This is a genomic window from Stenotrophomonas sp. GSD10 (genome assembly GCF_056172695.1).
On the sequence record NZ_JAOCMC010000002.1, the window covers coordinates 2,166,059 to 2,186,092 of the forward strand.

Annotated in this window: 13 protein-coding genes and 3 pseudogenes; 6 read left to right on the plus strand and 10 right to left on the minus strand. The window is 68.7% G+C overall.

The window, feature by feature from the left end; translation table 11 throughout:
* The first annotated feature begins 85 nt into the window (after nucleotides 1-85).
* From N4G47_RS10300 to N4G47_RS10325, 6 genes and pseudogenes are all read left to right on the plus strand, one after another.
* Nucleotides 86-739: a DUF3348 family protein gene (locus N4G47_RS10300; protein ID WP_475286914.1), complete on the plus strand. Its 654-nt coding sequence runs from the start codon at nucleotides 86-88 to the stop codon at nucleotides 737-739.
* A gap of 10 nt (nucleotides 740-749) precedes the next feature.
* Nucleotides 750-2,981 carry a DUF802 domain-containing protein gene (locus tag N4G47_RS10305; protein WP_475286916.1) on the plus strand — a complete coding sequence of 744 codons (2,232 nt, stop codon included), beginning with the start codon at nucleotides 750-752 and terminating at the stop codon, nucleotides 2,979-2,981.
* Nucleotides 2,978-3,616 carry an OmpA family protein gene (locus tag N4G47_RS10310; protein ID WP_049457422.1) on the plus strand — a complete coding sequence of 213 codons (639 nt, stop codon included), beginning with the start codon at nucleotides 2,978-2,980 and terminating at the stop codon, nucleotides 3,614-3,616. The genes N4G47_RS10305 and N4G47_RS10310 overlap by 4 nt, the downstream gene beginning before the upstream one ends.
* Nucleotides 3,591-3,989, plus strand: a pseudogene (locus N4G47_RS10315) (DUF2894 domain-containing protein); the annotation flags it as partial. The gene N4G47_RS10310 and the pseudogene N4G47_RS10315, both read left to right, overlap by 26 nt.
* 253 nt (nucleotides 3,990-4,242) lie before the next feature.
* Nucleotides 4,243-6,560, plus strand: a pseudogene (locus N4G47_RS10320) (TonB-dependent receptor).
* A 21-nt stretch (nucleotides 6,561-6,581) separates the two neighbouring features.
* On the plus strand, nucleotides 6,582-8,042 hold the full coding sequence (locus N4G47_RS10325) for an esterase-like activity of phytase family protein (protein WP_475286918.1): 1,461 nt from the start codon (nucleotides 6,582-6,584) through the stop codon (nucleotides 8,040-8,042).
* Between the two features lie 179 nt (nucleotides 8,043-8,221).
* Here N4G47_RS10325 and N4G47_RS10330 read toward each other — a convergent pair whose 3' ends face one another.
* From N4G47_RS10330 to N4G47_RS10375, 10 genes and pseudogenes are all read right to left on the minus strand, one after another.
* Complete coding sequence (locus N4G47_RS10330) at nucleotides 8,222-8,707, minus strand: REP-associated tyrosine transposase (RefSeq protein WP_475286920.1); 486 nt, start codon at nucleotides 8,705-8,707, stop codon at nucleotides 8,222-8,224.
* A gap of 204 nt (nucleotides 8,708-8,911) precedes the next feature.
* Nucleotides 8,912-9,670 carry a 2,3-dihydro-2,3-dihydroxybenzoate dehydrogenase gene (locus N4G47_RS10335; protein WP_475286922.1) on the minus strand — a complete coding sequence of 253 codons (759 nt, stop codon included), beginning with the start codon at nucleotides 9,668-9,670 and terminating at the stop codon, nucleotides 8,912-8,914.
* A pseudogene (locus N4G47_RS10340) lies at nucleotides 9,661-13,550 on the minus strand (amino acid adenylation domain-containing protein). Before N4G47_RS10340 ends, N4G47_RS10335 begins: the two are co-directional and overlap by 10 nt.
* Complete coding sequence (locus N4G47_RS10345) at nucleotides 13,547-13,804, minus strand: phosphopantetheine-binding protein (RefSeq protein WP_475286924.1); 258 nt, start codon at nucleotides 13,802-13,804, stop codon at nucleotides 13,547-13,549. Before N4G47_RS10345 ends, N4G47_RS10340 begins: the two are co-directional and overlap by 4 nt.
* Nucleotides 13,804-14,436 carry an isochorismatase family protein gene (locus tag N4G47_RS10350; protein ID WP_475286926.1) on the minus strand — a complete coding sequence of 211 codons (633 nt, stop codon included), beginning with the start codon at nucleotides 14,434-14,436 and terminating at the stop codon, nucleotides 13,804-13,806. Before N4G47_RS10350 ends, N4G47_RS10345 begins: the two co-directional genes overlap by 1 nt.
* Entirely contained in the window at nucleotides 14,436-16,088 is a 1,653-nt protein-coding gene (locus tag N4G47_RS10355) for a (2,3-dihydroxybenzoyl)adenylate synthase (RefSeq protein ID WP_475286928.1), read from the minus strand. Before N4G47_RS10355 ends, N4G47_RS10350 begins: the two co-directional genes overlap by 1 nt.
* The gene (locus N4G47_RS10360) at nucleotides 16,085-17,278 is read right to left on the minus strand and encodes an isochorismate synthase (RefSeq protein ID WP_475286930.1); all 1,194 of its coding nucleotides are present in this window, start codon (nucleotides 17,276-17,278) and stop codon (nucleotides 16,085-16,087) included. The genes N4G47_RS10355 and N4G47_RS10360 overlap by 4 nt, the downstream gene beginning before the upstream one ends.
* Nucleotides 17,275-18,471: an MFS transporter gene (locus tag N4G47_RS10365; protein WP_475286932.1), complete on the minus strand. Its 1,197-nt coding sequence runs from the start codon at nucleotides 18,469-18,471 to the stop codon at nucleotides 17,275-17,277. The genes N4G47_RS10360 and N4G47_RS10365 overlap by 4 nt, the downstream gene beginning before the upstream one ends.
* A 153-nt stretch (nucleotides 18,472-18,624) precedes the next feature.
* Entirely contained in the window at nucleotides 18,625-18,936 is a 312-nt protein-coding gene (locus tag N4G47_RS10370; protein WP_107230770.1) for a DUF3817 domain-containing protein, read from the minus strand.
* Nucleotides 18,937-19,093: 157 nt separating this feature from the next.
* Nucleotides 19,094-20,029, minus strand: coding sequence for a TIGR03571 family LLM class oxidoreductase (locus N4G47_RS10375; RefSeq protein ID WP_475286934.1), 936 nt, complete (start codon nucleotides 20,027-20,029; stop codon nucleotides 19,094-19,096).
* Nucleotides 20,030-20,034: the final 5 nt, after the last annotated feature.

Below are 20,034 nucleotides of genomic sequence, written 5' to 3' on the forward strand. Positions count from 1 at the left end.
TGCGGGTCCTGCCTTGCCGCCGCGCCTTCATCCAGCCGGGGTCATCTGGTTGTAAAATCAACGGTTTTTGGCCCCTCACCCCTTGATGGCGAACGCAGCGCAGCCGGTCCTGGGTGGACCGGAGTTCCTCCGCCTGCTCGCCCGTCTCAGCGACGGCGCGATGCCGGCCAGCAGTCCCGCCCTGACCGATCGCCTCGGCCAGTGGGTGGACTGGAGCCGCGCCGTGGCCCTGTCCGGGGCCCTCGCCGGACGCCTGCCCGAGCCCGGCGAGGCCGCCGAAGCGGCCGAGGACGTGCTGGCCGACTGCGCCCAGGCCCGTGCCAGCCTGCGCGCCTCGATCAGCGAGGATGCCGAGGCCGAGCGCCTGCTCGACCTGGCCGAGGCCGCCGCCGCGCCCAACTTCGCCTCGCTGCGGCAGCGCTACCGGGTGCTGCAGCAGGCCATCCAGACCGCCACCGGGCGCCTGCGCGGGCGCCTGCGTGACCAGCTGGTACAGGCGTCGCCGGAACTGGCGCGGCTGGCCGAGGTCGACGCGGTGATGGAGCAGACCCTCACCCCGCGCGAGCACAGCCTGCTGGCCACCGCGCCAGCGGTGCTCGGCGCCCGTTTCGAGCGCGTGCACGGCCAGCCCGGCTGGCGCGCGGCCTTCCGCCACGACATGCGCACGCTGCTGCTCGCCGAGCTGCAGCTGCGCTTCCACCCGATCGAAGGGCTGCAAGACGCCCTGCGCTCCCACTGACCGGAACACCATGTCCAGAACTGCTTTCCATGTCGTTGTCTTCCTTGTCGGCCTGCTGGCCGTGTGCTGGATCGGCATTGGCTATGTGTCGGTGCATCCCCTGGGGGCGGCGGTGGCGGCGATCATCGCGGCCTGCTACATCGCCGGTGGCGTGGAGCTGTACCGCTATCGCCAGGCCAGCAACGGCCTGCGCAGTGCACTGAGTGATCTTTCCGCTGCGCGGGAAAGCCTGGCCCCCTGGCTGGAGCGCGTACCGGTGGGCCTACGCAACGCCGTGCGCCTGCGCGTGGAAGGCGAGCGCACCGCCCTGCCCGCACCGGTTCTGACCCCGTACCTGGTCGGCCTGCTGGTGCTGCTGGGCATGCTCGGCACCCTGCTGGGCATGATGGATACCCTGCGCGGCACCGGTCTTGCGCTGCAGAGCGCGACCGACATGGCCGCCATCCGCGGCTCGCTGGCCTCGCCGGTGCAGGGCCTGGCGGTGGCGTTCGGCACCTCGATTGCCGGTGTCGCCAGCTCGGCCATGCTCGGCCTGCTGGCCGCCCTGCTGCGCCGCGACCGCCTGCAGGCCGTGCAGCAGCTGGACCGCGCCATTGCCGGTGACCTGCATCCCTACTCGCAGGCCTGGCAGCGCGCCGAGTCGCTGCGCCTGCTGCAGGCACAGTCGGCTGCCCTGCCGGCGCTGGTCGACCGCCTGCAGGCGATGACACAGACCTTTGAACAGCACAGCACGGCCGCCAATGAACGCCTGTTGGCCGGCCAGGCCGAGTTCCTGACCCAGAGCCAGGCGCTGCAGGAGCGTTTGGCGGTGTCGTTGCAGCAGTCGCTGCGCGAAGGCGCCGAAGCCAGCGCCGCCGCCATCGGTGGTGCGCTTCAGCCGATGGCCGAAACCACGCTGGCCGGCCTGGCTCACCATGGCGAAGCGCTGCACGCCCGTGTCGAGCAGGCCGTGCAGGCACAGCTGGCCGGGCTGGCCGATGGCTTCGAGCGCAGCCGCGTGGCCACCGAGGCCAGCTGGGCCAAGGTCGTGGGCGAACAGACCCAGGCGCAGCAGACGCTGGTGAGCGATCTGCGCCAGCACCTGCAGGGCTTCAGCGAGGGCCAACGCACGCAGGCCGACGCATTGGTCGCGCGCATCGGCGAGCGACTGCAGGCCGATGCCAGCGGCAACACCGAGGCATGGCGCGCCGCCGCCGAGCAGCAGCAGGCGCTGAACACCGCGTTGGTCGAGCGCCAGCAACAGGCCCTACTGGCCGCCAGCGAGCAGCTGGACGAGCGTGCGCGGGCATTGCTGCAGGCGCTGGATGAACGCCATGCCGCCAGCCAGTCGCTGCTGCAGGACCACGAGCAGCAGCGCTCGCAGGACTGGCAGGCCGCGCAGACTGCCGCCGCGAACGCGCACGCCGAACTGCAGGCCAACCTGGACCGCCGCGAACAGCAGCGCCAGGCGCGCTGGGACGCGGTCAGCGCCGAACTGCAGCAGGCGCACGCCACGCTGCATTCGCAGTTGCAGGCCGGAGATGAGCAGCGCCTGCAACACTGGAGCGACGCATTGCAGGCCATCTCCCGCGATCTGGCCGCGCAGCAACAGCAGGTCTGCGACACGCTGGCGACGACCGCACAACAGATCGGCGACAACGGCCGCGCGCAGGCCAGCGCCACCCTCGCCGAAGTCTCCACCCTGCTGCAGACCGCCGCCGCTGCGCCGAAGGCGGCCGCCGACGTCATCAATGAACTGCGCAGCACGCTCTCTGAAAGCCTGGTGCGCGACAACGCGATGCTGGAAGAGCGCGGCCGCTTGCTGGCCACCGTGCAGACCCTGCTCGATGCGATCAACCACGCCTCGCACGAACAGCGCACGGCGGTGGACGCACTGGTCGGTGGCTCGGCCGAGCTGCTGGAACGCGTCGGCAACCGCTTCACCGACCATATCGCCGCCGAGACCGGCAAGCTCGATGGCATCGCCGCAGCGCTCAGTGGCAGCGCCGGCGACGTGGGCCAGCTGGCTGGCGCCTTCGGTGAAGCGGTCGCGCAGTTCGGCAGCGCCTCCACCGAACTTTCCGGCCGCCTGGAAGTGATCGGCGGCGCGCTGGACGCCTCGCTGGCGCGCAGCGACGAACAGCTGGCCTACTACGTGGCACAGGCACGTGAGGTGGTTGATCTCAGCCTGCTGTCGCAGAAGCAGGTGATGGAGGAACTGCAGCAACTGGCCACGCGCCGCGGCAAGGCGGGTAGCGCATGAGCGACGAGCTGGAGGTTGATGGTGGCTCGCACGCGCCGATCTGGGCCGCCTTCGGCGACCTGATGTCGGTGCTGCTGGGCGCATTCGTGCTGATCCTGGTCGGCGTGGTGGCCGTGCAGCTGGAGCTGTCGCAGCGGCTGGACCAGGAAGTGAAACAGCGCCAGGCCGAGGCCAAGCGCCTGCAGACCCTGGAACAGGCACTGGCCGGCCCGCTCGCCGCCGGCCGTGTGACCCTGGTCGATGGCCGCATCGGCATCAGCGGCAGCGTGCTGTTCGCATTGAACTCGGATCAGTTGCAGCCGGAAGGCCAGGAGCTGCTGCGCAGCCTGGCCGCACCGCTGGCCGCTTACCTGGGCAGCCGCGAAGAGATCCTGATGGTCAGCGGCTTCACCGACGACGCGCCGGTGCGCGAAGGCAACCGCCGCTTCGCCGACAACTGGGAGCTGTCCGCGCAGCGCTCGCTGACCGTGACCCGCACCCTGATTGCCGACGGTGTTCCTGCCGATGCCGTGTTCGCCGCCGCGTTCGGCAGCGAGCAGCCGGTCAGTTCCAACGCCAGCGAAGACGGCCGCGCGCGCAACCGCCGCGTCGAGATCGCGCCGATTCCCAAGCCCAAGGCCCCGGATGGCAAGTAAGCCGCCCGCACTGGAAGGCCTGCGCGCCCTGGTACGCGATCTCGATGCGGGATCGCGCGCGTTGGCGCATTACCCGCAGGTGCCGATGCTGGCGCAGGCACAGCGCGAGTGGACCGAGCTGCGCAGCGAACTGCAGGTGCGCCGCTCGCTGCGCGCCGAAGCCCCGGCCGACGGCGGCCCGCTGAACTCGGCGGTACTGGTACAACGCATGCTCGACACGATGCAGACGACCAGCCCTGGCTACCTGCGCCACTTCATCGATTACGTCGACACCCTGTCGTGGTTGCAGGCGCTGCAGGATGGCACCAACAGCGGCGCCGATACCGCAAAGCCCAAGCGCACGCGCAAACCGCGCCAGACGCCGAAGGGGTAATGCCGTCGCGTGCCGTTGTAGAGCCGAGCCATGCTCGGCTCCGGCCAAGAAACAGCCGAGCATGGGCTCGGCTCTACAGGTCAGCCCCGCGCAACGGATGAACGTGTCACCAGACAGTCATCTGTCTAGCGCACCATTTTCACGTTGACCCACGGCGCCTGCAGCGCTGCTGGTCGCATCGGCTGTCTCCCCTTTTGAACTCCATGAGCTCCGCGCCCACGCGGTGGCTCGTGCCTGCCTGAGTGTCCGTAACATGACCAAGACTTTGTTGGCCGCTGCGCTTTCCATTGCGCTTGCCCCGCGGTCTGGGCGCAGGATGCCGCCCCGACCTCCACTGGCACGTCCGCCACCGACCTCGATGCGGTCTCGGTGATCGGCAGCGGCGAAGCGCGCCAGGTGCAGCGCATCACCCGCGAGAACCTCGACATCCTGCCGCCAGGCACCAGCCTGCAGAAGACCCTGAACCTGCTGCCGGGCGTCAACGCGCAGTCGGCCGATGCGCTGGGCACCAATGAGCAGTCGATGACCCTCAGCCTGCGCGGCTTCAACTCCACCCGCCTGGGTTACACCCTGGACGGCGTGCCACTGGGCGATGGCGCATACAACAACTACAACGGCCTGACGATCAACCGTGCGCTGATCAGCGAGAACATGGCCGGCGCCGAACTGGCGGTGGGTATCGGCAGCCTCGGCACGCCGTCCACCAGCAATCTCGGCGGCACCATTTCCTATACCTCCGACCGCCCGGCGCAGGAACTCGGTGGCCGCGTGGTGCAGACCTTCGGCAGCGACGCCAACCGTCGCACCTTCGTGCGCGTGGACAGCGGCGAGTACAACGGTTTCTCCGGCTACGTGTCGGGCATGAACGCGGTCTCGGACCTGTGGAACGACCAGACCGCCTACAACCAATCCATCACCAAGCAGTTCAATGCCAAGGGCGTGTGGAACTTCGGTCGCGGCCAGATCACCGGTTTCGTCGATACGTCGCGCACCACCCAGGCCGACTACTTCTATTTGTCCAAGGACGAGATGTCGCGCGGACTGGGCTGGGACTGGGGCGGCTACGCGCCGGACTGGAACAAGGCCGTGGCCAAGGCCTACTGCAACACCGCCAGCTTCAATGCGAAGAAGTGCGACAACAGCGGCCCGGACAAGGATGCCGACGGGGCGTTCACCGCCGGACAGATCCTGCGCGATGACAACCTGTACTACCTGGCCGGTGACTTCTTCCTGGCCGATGGTTTCAGCCTGCGGGCGCTGGCCTACCACCACGACGACCGCGGCGAAGGCCACAACTGGAACAGCGGCGCGTGGTCGAACAAGGGCACCGCGCAGGAAATCCCGATCATCTTCCGCAACACCATCTATACCATCGACCGCGATGGCGGCACGCTGTCGTTCGATTGGGAACTGGGCGCGCACCGCATCGAGGGCGGCGTCTGGTACGAGCGCAACACCAGCAGCGCCGAGCGCTACCAGACCGCCGTGGATGGCCCGCGCGATCTCAGCGGCATGAACACCCTGCCCTCCGACGTCGGCGTGTTCGCCCAGCGCACGCGCTGGAAGACCCATCAGTTCTTCCTGAAGGACACCTGGCGCCTGCTCGATGATCGCCTGACCCTGGAATTCGGTGCCAAGAGCCCGCATGCCACCTCCGATGCACAGGCGCTGCCGGGCGACGCGAAGACGCCGATCTCGCCGACCTCCAACAACCAGTTCGCCACCGGCTCGCTGAAGGCCAGCAAGAATTTCCTGCCGAGCGTGGGCACCAACTTCCGCCTGGCCGAGCATCACGAAGTGTTCGCCAGCTACGCCGAGAACATCGCCATGTTCCAGGGCGGCTTCAAGCTGGGCCCGCAGGCGGTCAGCCAGGCCACCTGGAACGCGCAGGGCAACCTCAAGCCGGAAGAATCGCGCTCGCTGGAGGCCGGCTACCGTTTTGTCACCGACACCCTGCAGGCCTCGATCGCCGCCTACAGCGTGCGCTTCGACAACCGCCTGCTGCAGTACAACCCCTGCGACTCGCGGCAGCCGGTCGGCCCGACCTGTGGCAACCGCTTCTACAACGTGGGCGGCGTCGACAGCCGTGGCGCCGAGCTGACCGTGCTGTGGACCCCGAACGAACACTTCAGCTGGTACACCTCGGCCTCGCTGAACCGCTCGACCTATGCGTCGAACTACGTGCAGGCCGGCGTCGAGCAGCAGATCAAGGGCAAGATCCAGACCGATACGCCCAAGCAGCTGCTGGCCACCGAGATCACCTGGCGCGACAACGGCTGGTTCGCCAGCCTGCGTGGCAAGTACACCGGCGAGCGCTTCTACACCTATACCAATGACCAGGGCTTCGGTGGCTTCACCGTGTTCGATCTGGCCGGTGGTTATGACTTCGGCCAGGTCAGCTTTGCCAAGGGCGTGCGTCTGTCGTTCAATGTCACCAACCTGACCAACAAGCGCTACGCCAGCAACCTGGATTCGAGCGTGTTCGCGCCGAGCGATCCGGCCGGCAAGCTGTACGTGTTCCATGCGTCGGCACCGCGCCAGGTGTTCGGTACCCTCGACCTTCGCTTCTGATCGACGGCCCGGAGCCCACTGATGCTCGCAACCGCCCTGCTGCTGGCCACATTGTCGGCCAGCGGATACTCCGCCCCGCATGAGGCCAGCGGCGCACCGCCGCGCACCCTGCAGCTGGGCGGCCGCACCTATGTGGACAAAGGCCTGGTTGCAGCCGGGCGGCTGCCGGCGGGCACGGTCGATTTTCTCGGCGACACGCTGGGCTCGTTCTCGTCGCTGGCGATACAGCCCGGCACCTGGAAACGTACCGCCAACGGCTACGAGGGCGTGCTGTGGACCCTGCCCGACCGTGGCCGCAACGATCCCGAGGCCGGCCTGTTCTACGACTACGCCGGCCGCGTGGAGCGCATGCAGCTGCGTATCGACACAACGCAGGGCAAGGCCGGTGCGCTGGGTACGCTGACGATGGTGCCGGACAAGGGCGTAGTGCTGAAGGACTTCAACGGTCAGCCATTCACCGGCGCCGACCCGGGCGACCACACGATCACCCAGCGCGAGGTGGTGCTGCCCTCGCCGGCCGGCGGCGCCGGTGCGGGCAAGGTCTCGCTGGATGCGGAATCGCTGCAGTTCACCGCAGATGGCCACTTCTATATCGGCGATGAGTACACCGCCAACGTCTACTACTTCGATGCACAGGGCCAGCTGCAGGGCGTGATCGTGGCACCGCCGGCGATCAGGCCGCAGCGCGATGGCAAGCCGGCGTTCGGCTCGCTGGCCCCACCGCAGAGCGGGCGCCGCAACAACCAGGGCGTGGAAGGCATGGGCCTTTCGCCCGATGGCAGCCGACTGTTCGTGGCCCTGCAGAGCGCGACGCTGCAGGACAGTGCGCAGGGCAATGCCGCAGGCCGCATCAACACCCGCGTGCTGGTCTACGACGTGACGTCCTCGCCGACGCCGCAACAGCCGATCGGCCATTACGTGATGGCCCTGCCCACCTACGCCCACGACGGCAACGGCAAACTGGACCGTACCGCCGCGCAGAGTGAGCTGCGTGCGCTGGATGCCAATCGCTTCCTGCTGCTGGCCCGCGATGGCAATGGCCTGGGCAAGGACGGCGACGACCCGATCGTCTACAAGTCGGTGCTGCTGGTGGATGTGGCCGGCACCAGCAACCTGGCCGGCTCCTCGTATGAGACCGGCACCACGTCGGTGCTGGCCGATCCGACCGGCACCGCGTTGAAGTCGGAGATCGTGCCCGCACGCAGCGACGAGCTGCTGAACCTGCTCGACCGCCCGCAGCTGGCCCGAGCGGGTCTGGATCTGGACACCCGACGCGGCCCGCACGACGGCCTGCTGTCGGAGAAGTGGGAGGCGATGGACGTTCTGCCGGCACTGGACCCGCAGCATCCCAACGACGTGCTGCTGCTGATCGGCAACGACAACGACTTCATCGCCCGCCGTTGCCGCATGCAGGGCGAGGCATGCGGCAGCGCCTACGACAACGACAACCGCGTGCTGGTGTACCGCCTGACCCTGCCCTGACAGCCCACCAGGATTCACCCGCCATCTCCGGGTAGTGCCGGCCGCTGGCCGGCATCACAGCCAAGCCGACCTTGCGGATTGGGATGCCCCGATCGCTCCGATTGACCTTCGCCGCGTGGTCACAGGAGAAACCGGAAAACTGGCTGAGGTTGCCGGCCAGCGGCCAGCACTACCTGCAATCACCCGCCCTCCCTCGGTAGTGCCGGCCGCTGGCCGGCATCAAACCAAACCGACCATGCAAACGGATACTCCCCAATCGCTTCGGCAAGCCCGGCCCGTATCGGATTCCCCAAGATGTACAGGGCCTGCCGCTCAAGCGACTCCGCGGCCCTCACCGCGTGGTCGTAGTAGCCAGACTGCCATACCACACCCCGACGATCGGCCAACCGGTTCAATGCCAGCGAGCTGGAGGACTTGAGCCGGCGCGCAACATCGGCCAGGTTCGCAGACGTCAGCTCCAGCATCCAATGCACGTGATCCGGCATCACCACCCAGGCCAGCGACCGTACAAGTCCTCGTTGTTCGATGTAGTGGAATTGATCGATCACGCAACCGGCGGTGGCGTTGCTTTCAAAAAGCCGGCGACGCTGGCGTGTCGCTGTGGTCAGTACGTAGGCTTGACCGTTGATCGAATGACGGCCCAGGCGTAGGCGATGGCTGCTCATGGCCCATGGTGGATCGGGCGACTGGGCTTGAATGTCGGGGCGTGCCTTGTTGAAGGCAGGGAGATGCCTGAAAGCTGCCTGAGGTTGCCGGCCAGCGGCCGGCACTACCGGGCTCTGTGGGTTGCCGGCCAGCGGCCGGCACTACCGACATGTGTGGGTTGTCGGCGAGCGGTCGGGCGTCAGCGGATGTTGCGCGGTCTGGGTTCAGCCGTGCAGGGTGGCGCCACCGTCTACGTACAGGTCACTCATCGCCACATGGCCGGCCTGCTCGGACAGCAGGAACATCACCGAATGGGCGATGTCTTCCGGCGTAGCCAGCTTGCGCAGGGGAATGCCGGCCTTGTAGGTCTCCAGGTTGCCGGCGATCACCCGCTCGGCGCCGTGCGCGCCCTGCCACATGCCAGTCTGCATCGGGGTCAGCGTTGAACCCGGCGCGACGATGTTGCAGCGGATGCCCAGCGGCGCCAGCTCCAGCCCGAGGCAGCGCGTGAACATGGTCGCTGCCGCCTTGGACGCGGCGTAGGCCGCCATGCCGTGCCGGGGCACGCCGGCGGCGTTGGAGCTGACGGTCACGATGGCACCCGCCCCGCGCGGCGACATGACACGCGCCAGTGCACGCCCGACATGGAACACGCCATCGGCATTGACGGCGAAGACGCGGCGCCAGTCGGCATCCGACGTCGCCCCCACCGCGCCCACATGCAGCACCCCGGCCACGCTGGCCGCCAGCTGGATCGGCCCGATATCGGCCTCCACGCGGTCCACCAGCGCATCCACGGCCGCGCTGTCGGTCACGTCCAGTGCGAAGCCCTGCGCCCGCGGCCCGCTCACCGCGGGCCTCTCGCGATCAGTCGCCACCACCGTGCATCCGGCCTCGGCCAACAGCCGGACCAAGGCCTCGCCGATGCCACCGGCAGCACCGGTCACCAACGCCACGCGGCCTTCAAAACCGGTCAACTGCATGTTGCGATCTCCTGTTGTTCATCCCACTGGCGCAGACGCGCCGACAACCACGGCGCCAGCTGCGCCACCGCATCGCGTCCGGTCAGTTCGGCATGCAGGAACGGCAGTTCCAGCGCCTGCACCTTGTGCGCGTGTGCACGCCACAGCGCCGACTGCAGCTGCGGCCGCGCCTGGTGATCGCGGCCGGCGCGAACATGCACCAGAGTGCCGATGAATGGCCGGTGGTGATGTTCGCGGATCAGCCGGTTGGTGCCGGTCACCGCACGCACTACGCCGTCGAGCACCACATCCGGCAGGCTGCCCAGCGCACTGCCGCCGCGACGCAGGAACGCCAGGATGCGCTCACGGCTGTCCAGTTCCGGATGCGCGTCGGGGTCGTGCCCGGCGATGGCCAGCAGCGCACGCAGCGCGGCAATCGGGTCCGGTTCGGGCTCGGCCCGCCAGCACTCGCTGGGATAGGCATCGAGCAGCACCAGCTCACCCACGTCGCGACCGATCTCGTGCAGGCGCACCGCCATCGCCTGCGCCAGGATGCCACCCACCGACCAGCCCAGCAGATGCACTGGCCCGTGCGGCTGCAACGCAATCACGCGCTGCACGTAGTCGTTGGCCATCGCCTCGATGCTGCCAGGCAGCGGCTGCTGTGCGTCCAGCGCCGGCGATTGCAGTCCATACACTGCACGCGCCGGCTGCAGCGCGCGCGCCAAGGTGCGGTAGTTCCAGGCGATGCCACCGGCCGGGTGCAGCACGAACAGCGGTGAAGGCTCGATGGCGTCGGTCGCGGCCAAGGCGATCACCGGCCCCAACGCGTGGTCGGCCAGCGCCGGGGGTTCGGCGATGCGCACGGCCAGCGCGGCCACGGTCGGCTGCGCGAACAAGGCGCCCAGGCCAAGATCACAGCGCCAACGTTGTTCAATGGCCAGCAACAGGTGCACCGCAGACAGCGAATCGCCGCCCAGGCTGAAGAAGTCGGCATCGACCGCTACCGGCTCGGCGCGGCCCAAGGCCTGGGCGAACAGGCCCGCCAGCTCCCGCTCCAGCGGTGTACGCGCGGCCAGCCCAGCCACCGCCTGCTGCGGGGGTTTCGGCAACGCGTTGCGGTCCAGCTTGCCGTTGGCGGTCACCGGCCAATGATCCACGCCCACGAAGGCCGATGGCACCATGTAGTCCGGCACGCGTGTGGCCAGATGGCTGCGCAGCGCCGCCGCATCGGCCAGCGCGACCGGCACATAGGCCACCAGCCGCGCATCGTGGGGTGCATCGTGACGCAGCAGCACTTCCACCCGGTCCATGCCCGGCAGCTCGCGCAACGCCGCTTCAATCTCGCCCAGTTCGATGCGCAGCCCACGCAGCTTCACCTGATGATCGCTGCGGCCGAGATACTCGACCGCGCCATCGGCGCGCCAGCGCGCCACGTCGCCGGTGCGATAGATGTGCTCGCCCGGCAGGAACGGATCGGCGAGGAAGCGTTCGGCGGTCAGGTCGTCGCGGCCCAGGTAGCCACGCGCCAGCTGCACGCCGCCCAGATACAGGTCACCTGGCACGCCCACCGGCAGCGGTTGCATCCGCGCGTCCAGCACGTACAGGCGTGTGTTCCAGACCGGGAAGCCGATCGGCACCGGCCGTGACCGATCCTGCGAAGATGCAGGCCAATAGCTGACGTCCACGGCCGCTTCGGTCGGGCCATACAGGTTGTGCAGTTCGGCCTGCACACGCGCGTGGAAACGATCGCGCAGCGAGGCGTCCAGCGCCTCGCCGCTGGTGAACACCCGCCGCATCTGCAGGCCGTCGGAGGCCGGCGCCGCCAGGAAGGCATCCAGCATCGACGGCACGAAATGCGCCGTGGTGATGCCTTCCGCTCTGATCAGTCGCGCCAGCTCGGTGGGATCACGATGCGCATCCGGCGCAGCGATCACCAGCGTGGCCCCGCACAGCAGCGGCAGGAAGAACTCCCATACCGAGACATCGAAGGTGGCCGGCGTCTTCTGCAGGATCCGGTCGTCGGCGCGGATACCGTAATGCTCGCGCATCCACAGCAGGCGGTTGACGATGGCGCGGTGCTCGATCACCACGCCCTTGGGTTCGCCGGTCGAGCCGGAGGTATAGATCACGTAGGCCGCATCATCGGGTGCCGGGTCGGCCCAGGGCGCGGCAAAGCTCAGCGCGGTCCATTGCTCCGGCGCAAGAACCGGCACGCCAGGCATGCGCGTCTGCACGTCCGCCGCAGCCAGAACACACGCCGGCTGCGCAGACGCAAGGATGCGCGCCAAGCGCTCATCGGGGTGGGCAAGATCCAGCGGCAGGTAGGCCGCCCCCGCGCGCAGCACCGCCACCAGTGCAATCACCAGTTCCAGCGAACGCGGCAATGCCACCGCCACCACGCTGCCGGGGCCGACGCCCGTCGCGCGCAGCTGTGCCGCCAGTGCGAAGCTGCGCGCTTCCAGCGTGGCATGGTCCAGCGCCGTTTCGCCGAACACCAGCGCGAGCGCCTGCGGATCACGATCCATGCCCTGCTGCAGCAGCTCGACCAGCGTGGTCTGCGGGAGTGCGCGCGTGGTGGCATTGAAGCCGAACACAACCTGCTCTGCCTCTTCGTCAGTGGCCAACGGCACCGCTGTGATGCTTTCCGACAGAAGTGCCGCCGACACGAAATGCAGCAGCCGCACCGCATGCGCTTCCACATCCTCGCGGCTGTAGAGTGCGGGATTCGCTTCGATCTCCAGATCCAGCAACGTCTGGCCGTCGCCGCGAAGCCCAGCGTCAGATCGTCAACCGGGCCGGTACACAGCACCTCCAGCGTCGCCTGTACACCCGGCAGCGCCAACGGCTTGTAGAACGGCTGCACGTTCACCATCGGGCCATGCAGGCGCTGCTGCGCGCCGACCAGGCCCAGATCACGGCGCAGCTGCTCACCCCGGTAGCGACCGTGCTTGCGACTCTGGCTGAGTTGCCGGCCCAGCGCGCGGGTGAAGGCCTCGACGCTGCCCTCGCCGGCTGCCACACGCAGCGGCAATACGTTCATCACCATCGCCGGCACCCGCGCCGACGCGTTGCCGAGCCGGCCCATGTAGGGCACGCCCAGCACCACTTCGTCGGCAGCGCTCATCCGCCGCAGGTACTCAGCCGACAGCGCAGCCAGCACATCCGGCCAGGGTTGCAACCAACCTGCCGACACCTGCAGCAGGCGCTCGCGGAACGCCGCATCCAGCGGCTGCACCCAGCGCAGCGCGTCGCTGCTCGCCTCCAGCGATCCGGCCAGGCCAGCGCCGGCCGGGGCGCCCTGCATCTGCTCGCGCCACCACTGCCCAGCGGCTGCACGGCGTGGATCGGCTCGGTAAGCGGCATCATCGGCCAGCACCGCTGCCAGTCCTGGCATCGGTTCGCCCGCACGACCGGCGTACAGCGCGCACACGCGATCGGTGAACAGCGCCATGCCGTAGCCGTCGGCGGCAAGATGGTGCACGCGCAGGTACCAGACCCAGCGCTGCCCGCCCAGGTCGAACAGCACCTGCTGGCTGATCCGGTCGCGGCTTGGATCGACCGCACTGAGCCGGTCGGCCTGCATCAACGCACGTGCCACTGACGCGGGCTGGGCCTGGGCCGATACATCACGTACCGAAAGCCGTGGCACGTGCGCCGGCTCATGCCACTGCACGGGCTGGCCATCGGCACGCTCGGCAAAGCGCAGCGCGAAGGCCTCTGCCTCGGCGGCCGCCTGGTCGACCGCCGCAAGGAACGCCGGCACATCCAGCGGCCCGTCGATCCACACCGCATGGGCGGTGTTGAAGGACGGATTGTCCGGCGCCAGCCGCTGCGCGAACCACAGTCCGGCCTGCGCCTCGGTCAATGCCACCGGTGTGGCCAGCGCAACGGCATTCATGCGTTCTGCGATGCCTGCAGTGTCTGCACCACACCCCACCACTGGCGCAGCGTGGTGTGCTCGGCCAGCTGTGAGAACTCCAGCGGCAGTCCGGTGTTGCTCCAGGCCAGCACCAGGCCGAGCATGCGCATTGAATCCAGGTCCAGATCCATCAGGTTGTCGTCGTCACCGATCTCGGCCGGCGTACACTCCAGCACGCGCGCCACGTCGGCGCGCATGCGCTCCAGGTCCAGCGCTTCACCCGTGGCCGCCATCACAGCACCTCCAGCAACTGGTCGGTGGTCATCGGTACGCCGCTGGTGCGCGCGATCCAGTGCAGCGCCTGATCGTGGTCGGCCCGCGAGAAGTCGGCCACCGCGTCGGCGGCAATGAATGCTTCGATGTCGCGCTGGAAGGCCTCCACCACCGTCGCGGTGCAGCCGATGTGCGCATACACACCGGTCACCAGCAGCTGGTCGCGGCCACGAACCCGCATCAGCGTTTCCAGGTTGCTGCGCTGGAACGCGCTGTAGCGGTGCTTGACCAGCACATGCTCGCCCGGCTGCGGTGCCAGCGCTTCGATGATCGGCTCGTGGTCGGCACTGCGGCGCATGCCCGGGCCCCACAGGTCAGCCTGCAGGCCACGGTCACGACGGTCCTGGTCGCCGTGCTGGGCGGTATAGAACACCGGAATGGCGTGCGCGCGGCAATGCGCCAGCAGTCGAACGATATTGTCCACCGCCGGCCGCAGCGGCGCGTTGCCGGCGTCGAACGCAGCCAGGAAGTAGCGCTGCATGTCATGCACCAGCAGCACGATGCGATCACGCTGCGGGCGCCACGGGCCGCGTGCCGGCGGCAGTTCGGCAGCCGTCGGCAAGGGATAACCGGTAATACGGGGCAGCGCCATCAGCGCGTTCCTCCTGTCTGTTGCAGATGACGCGCGCGCAGCTGCGCGCGCAGTTCGCGGCGGCTGATCTTGCCAACCGCAGTGGTATCGAAACTGTCGACGAAGACGATCTGATCGGGCACCTTGAACGCGGCCAGGCCACGCCCGCGCATCCAGGCCTTCAGCGCCGGCGCCTTGAATGGCTCGCCCTGTGGTATCACGAAGGCGCAACTGCGCTCGCCCAGGTACTCATCGGGAATGGAGACCACGGCGGCGTCGAACACGCCAGCGTGCGCCAGCAGGTGGTCCTCGATCTCCTCGGCGGAGATCTTCTCGCCCGCGCGGTTGATATGGTCACCGGCACGGCCCTGCACCACCAGGTAGCCACCGGGCAGCTGCTGCACGCGATCCCCCGTGCGGTAGAAGCCATCATCGGTGAACGCGCGTGCGTTGGCCACCGCATCGTTGTGGTAGCCACGGATGGTGTACGGGCCACGGGTCAGCAGATGCCCGACCTCGCCTTCGGCGACCGGCTGGTCGTGGTCATCGACCACGCGCACTTCGTCATCCTCGCTGATCGGCCGGCCCTGACAGGCGACGATCAGGTCTTCCGGATCATCCAGCCGGGTGTAGTTCACCAGGCCCTCGGCCATGCCGAATACCTGCTGCAGGGTGCAGCCCAGGCCGTCGATCACCCGCCGCGCGGCTTCCGGCACCAGCTTGGCGCCGCCCACCTGCAGCACCTGCAGGCTGGACAGGTCGTGTTTGGCGGTGGCCGCGGCCTGCGCCCACAGCAGCGCCAGCGGCGGCACCAGGCCGCAGCAGGTCACCCGCTCGCGGGCGATCAACGGGAACGCCGCGTCCGGGCCCGGACCGGGGCTGAGTACCACGCGGGCACCGGCATACAGCGCGCCGAAGAAGCCCGGCGAACTCATCGGGAAATTGTGCGCGGCCGGCAGCGCGACCAGATACACGCTGTCGCGGTCGATGCCGCAGATCGCGTTGCTGGCGCGGAACGAATAGATGTAGTCGTCGTGGGTGCGCGGAATCAGCTTGGACAGGCCGGTACTGCCACCGGAAATCTGCAGGAAGGCCACCGACTGCGGATCCGGGTCGGCTGGCAACCGGGCGCGGTCGCCCTGCAGGGCATCCAGCGCGGTGAACGCCTGTGCATCGCCATCGATCACCACCTCGCGTATCGCCGGCACTTCGGCCTGCAATGCCTGCGCCAGCGTCCGGTGATCGAAGCCATCGTGCAGGTCGGTGGTGATGTAGGCACTGGCCTCGGCCTTGCGGGCGAAATGCACCAGTTCGGTGATGCGGTGGGCGGGCAGCGCATACACCGGCACCAGGCCGGCGCGGAACAGGCCACAGACCGTGGCGATGAATCCGGCCGTGTTGCCCAGCTGCACCAGCACCCGCTCACCCGGCTGCAACCCGCGTTCCAGCAGGCCCGCGCCGATACGCCCGGCTTCGTGCCACAGCTGCGCATAGCTCAGGCGCACGTCGCCGGCGACGACGGCGATGTCATCGGCATAGCGCTCGGCACGTTCGCGCAGGAAGCCCGCGAAGGTTTCGCCGCGCCAGTGGCCGGCCTCGCGATAGCGCATCACCAGGGGCTCGGGCCAGACCTGCTGCAATGGCAGGCGGGAGGAAACGGTCGGTCTGTTCATGCGGCGGGCTCGATCGCGGGCGCAGCGTCATGCACGCCCAGTGCGTTCAACAGGGCAGCGAACTTCGCTGCGGTTTCGGCCACCTCGGCCTCGGGCTGCGACTCGGCAACGATGCCGGCACCGGCGTACAGGCGCAGCTGGGTGCCCTGCAGCCGTGCACAGCGGATCGCCACGTACCAGTCGCCGTCGCCTTGTGCATCCAGCCACCCGACCGCGCCGGCATAGAAGCCACGCAGTACCGGTTCCAGTTCGCGGATGCGCTGCAGTGCGGCCATGCGCGGCGTGCCACAGACCGCCGGGGTCGGATGCAGCTGCGCCAACAGTTCGGCGGCCGAGGTCTGCGGATCCTTCAGCGTGGCATGGATGCGGGTGCCCAGGTGCCACATGCTGGCCGTGGCGTGCAGCGCCGGGCGTGGCTGTGCGTCGATGTGGCTGCAGTACGGTGCCAACCCATCGACAATCGCCTCGACCACGTGGCGGTGCTCGTCGTGATCCTTGGCCGAGGCCAGCAGCGCCTGTGCGGCGCGCTCGTCTTCGGCGGCATCGGCACTGCGTCGCGCCGATCCGGCCAACGGATGCGACAGCAGCTGGGTGCCGCGCTTGCGCAGCAGCAGTTCAGGCGTCGCCCCCACCAGCCAGGCCGGCGCCTGGCCGAGTTCGACCGGCAACGGCACCGCATAGGTGGCCACCGACGGATCAGCACCCAGCCGTGCCAGCAGCACCTCCGGTGACAGCGCATGGCGGGTATGCGCCAGCAGGCTGCGCGCCAGCACTACCTTGTGCAGATCGTGTTCCGGTGCACGCAGCACCTGCACCGCAGCCGCCACGGCCGCCGCGTAGAGCTGCGGCGCAGGCTCGGCCTGTAGCGCACCGTCCAGCGCTGGTGCTGCCCGCGGCTGCAAGGGCAACGGCGGCAGCAGGCGTTCGGGTTGGTACAACGCATCGTCGGCGCGCGGTTCAAACGGCACCGCACCGACCAGCAGGCCCGGCCCGCCACGCTGTTGCGCGAAGAACTTGCCGGCACGTTCTGCCAGCGTCGCCAGCGCCCCAGCGGGCAGTACCGCGCGGCAGCCACGCGCATGCACGTGCTGGCCGGCGTGCTGCAACAGGAACAGCGAGGCGTCGTCAGTGGTTTCCGACGGTGATGGCCCAGCCTCCGGCCACCCGCGCTGCGACAGGGAATCGTTCATGCGGTCTCCTTCATCCGATGCGCTGCGGCCAGCGCGCACAGCAACAGCAGCAGCGCGCCCACCAGCAGGTAAGGCAGGCTCGGCCCGCCGCGATACAACAGCGTGCCGAGCATCGGTCCGGCCACCATGCCCAGGCCCTGGGCGGCGGCCACGGTGCCGGCGGCGGCGCCTTGCTCCTGCGCCTGCACCGCATCGGCAGCCAGCGCCTGGAACGAGGGGAATACGAAGCCCATGCCGAAGGCCGCCAACGCGTAGGCGGCCGGCAACTGCCAGGCCTGCTGAACGCCCGCCACCGAGGCGAAACCGATGCCGGAAATCAGTGCGCCCAGGACGATCCAGCGGCGCGGGTGCACCTCCAGCTTCATCACCAGCGCCTGCGCCAGGATCAGGCCGACGCCGACCGCAGTGAGCGCGATGCCCGCCATGCGCGCACCGGCGGCGGCATCAAGGCCCAGACGGTCGATGGCGAAGAAGCCGACCGTGACCTGCGCGATGGTCACCGAGACCATGCCGATGAACGCCGCCAGCTGCGGCAGGCGCAGGCGCGGGTCGAGAGGGCTCATCGGTGGACGGCGCGGCGCGGACGCGCCAACCACCGGTTCGGTGGCCGGCAGCCGCCAGGCCAGCAGGGCCAACGCCAGCAGCGGCAGCAGTGCGGCCACATACAGCGCCAGGGAAAGATTCCTATAGGCCAGCCAGCCCGCGGCGGCAGGCCCCAGCACCATGCCCAGCGCGTTGGCGCTGCCCAACCGGGCCAGGAATTTGGCACGTTGCCCGGTCGGCGCCTTGTCAGCGATCAGCGCCGCGGCCGTGGGCGGCACAGCGGCGTAGAACAGGCCGATCAGGCCGCGCGCGCCGACCAGCACCAGCACCGAGAGCAGCACCGGCGGCACCGTCTGCAGGGCCACATCGATGAACACCGCCAGCGCGATGTAGACCACGGTGTAGGCGCTCATCGCCAGCATCAGCACGCGCTTGCGACCGATGCGGTCGCTGAGCTGGCCCCAGGGGCGCGCGGCCAGCATCCACAGCACGCCGGCGGCAGTCACCGACAGGCCGGCATGCCATTCGGACAGGCCGAGCAGGCGGACCACCGGGCCGATCACCGCGACAAAGGACATCATCGCCATGGTGCCGATCAGGGCCGCCAACACCAGCGCCGGCAAGTCGGGAACGACGGGACGTGCGTGCATGGAACACCAGCCGTAACAGGGAAGGATCACCGGACGCGCAGCTGCGTCCGGTCCGGCATCCACCCCGTTCAGGAGCGGATGCCATCCTCAAATGATAACGGCTCGTATTTGCATTTGATACCCATTCTCTTGAATGGGCATGCAACAGCGGGTTCAGCGCGTTGCACGCAGCCCCAGCAGGCCACGGCGCTTGAACCACCATTCCAGCGGCAGCGTCACCAGCGGCGGAATGGCCGCCAGCAATGCCAGCGCACTCGCCCACCACGGCCAGCGCAGGCGCACCGCGGCAAACAGGGTGACCGCTACGTACACCAGGAAGGCCACGCCGTGCAGCGGGCCGAACAGCTTCACCAGCGCCACATTGGCCATCGGCCCGTACTTCATCCACATGCCGATCAGCAGGCCGGCCCAGGTGATGGCCTCGATGAAGGCCACGGCAGCAAACAGCCGTCCGCTCGGGTGCATGGGGGTCGATGGGGTCACGCAGAACTCCGGAAGCGGGATATCAAATGCGAATGATACGCAGATGCGCACTCCATGTAGAGTCGAGCCCTGCTCGACTGCTGCCGCGCGAAAGAAGCATCGGCCGCAACGGCGACCCCGTGTCCACCAAGGTGGACGCCTACCGAAGCACACCCGGCAGGACGTGCTCGCCGATCTCGCGCACTACCTGCTCCATCGGCCGCCCGTTGTCGACCAGGTTGAACATCACATGCGCCACGCCCTGCGCGTGCACGCGCTGCAGGTAATCGCGCAGCCCCTCGCGGCCGACCTTCAGGCCCAGCGGCAGGGCTTCCGCTGGCGCCAGTGGGTCGGCCTGCAGATCCAGCAGCATCGACTGCACGAACGGCTTGGCCGGTCCGCCCTGCTGCGCCAGCGCCTGCTGCCACAACCCGATGCGGCCTTCCTGCGCCGCCTCTTCACGGTGGTAGGTGGCCCAGCCCTCGGCCTCGCGCGCGATCCACTGCAGGCTCTGCCGTGCGCTGCCCACCACCAGCATCGGAATGCGCGTGGTGGGCGCTGGCAATACATCGAAGCCGCCCGTGGCCTGCCGCACCGACGCCCGTTCCTCCGCATCGGCGGACAGCGCGGCACACAGCAGTGACCAACGCTCACGGAACGTCGCCGCCCTGTCCTCCAGGTCTTCGCCGAACGCCGCGAACTCTTCCGGGCGATCGCCCGAGCCAAGCCCCAGCACGAAGCGCCCGTCGCTGATCCGGTCCAGGCTCAACGCCGATTTGGCCACCTGCAACGGCTGCCGCAGTGGCAGCACGATGGCTGCACTGCCGACCGCAATGCGCTCGGTGGCCGCCGCCAGCATGCCCAGCCACAGGAACGGATCGTCCAGCGCGCTGGCTGTCGCGTCCGGCCCCTGCGGCACCATCAGCGGCACGTCGCGCGTCCACAGCGCGGCAAAGCCGAGGTCATCGGCCAGCCGCGCAATGCGTCGTGCCGCATGCGGATCGGCCAAGCCGCGCGCCGCCACCGGCGTCATCAGGCCCAGGCTCAGGCCCTGCCTCGGAAACACCAACGCGTGTGCAGCATTGAATTCACTCATGGCGA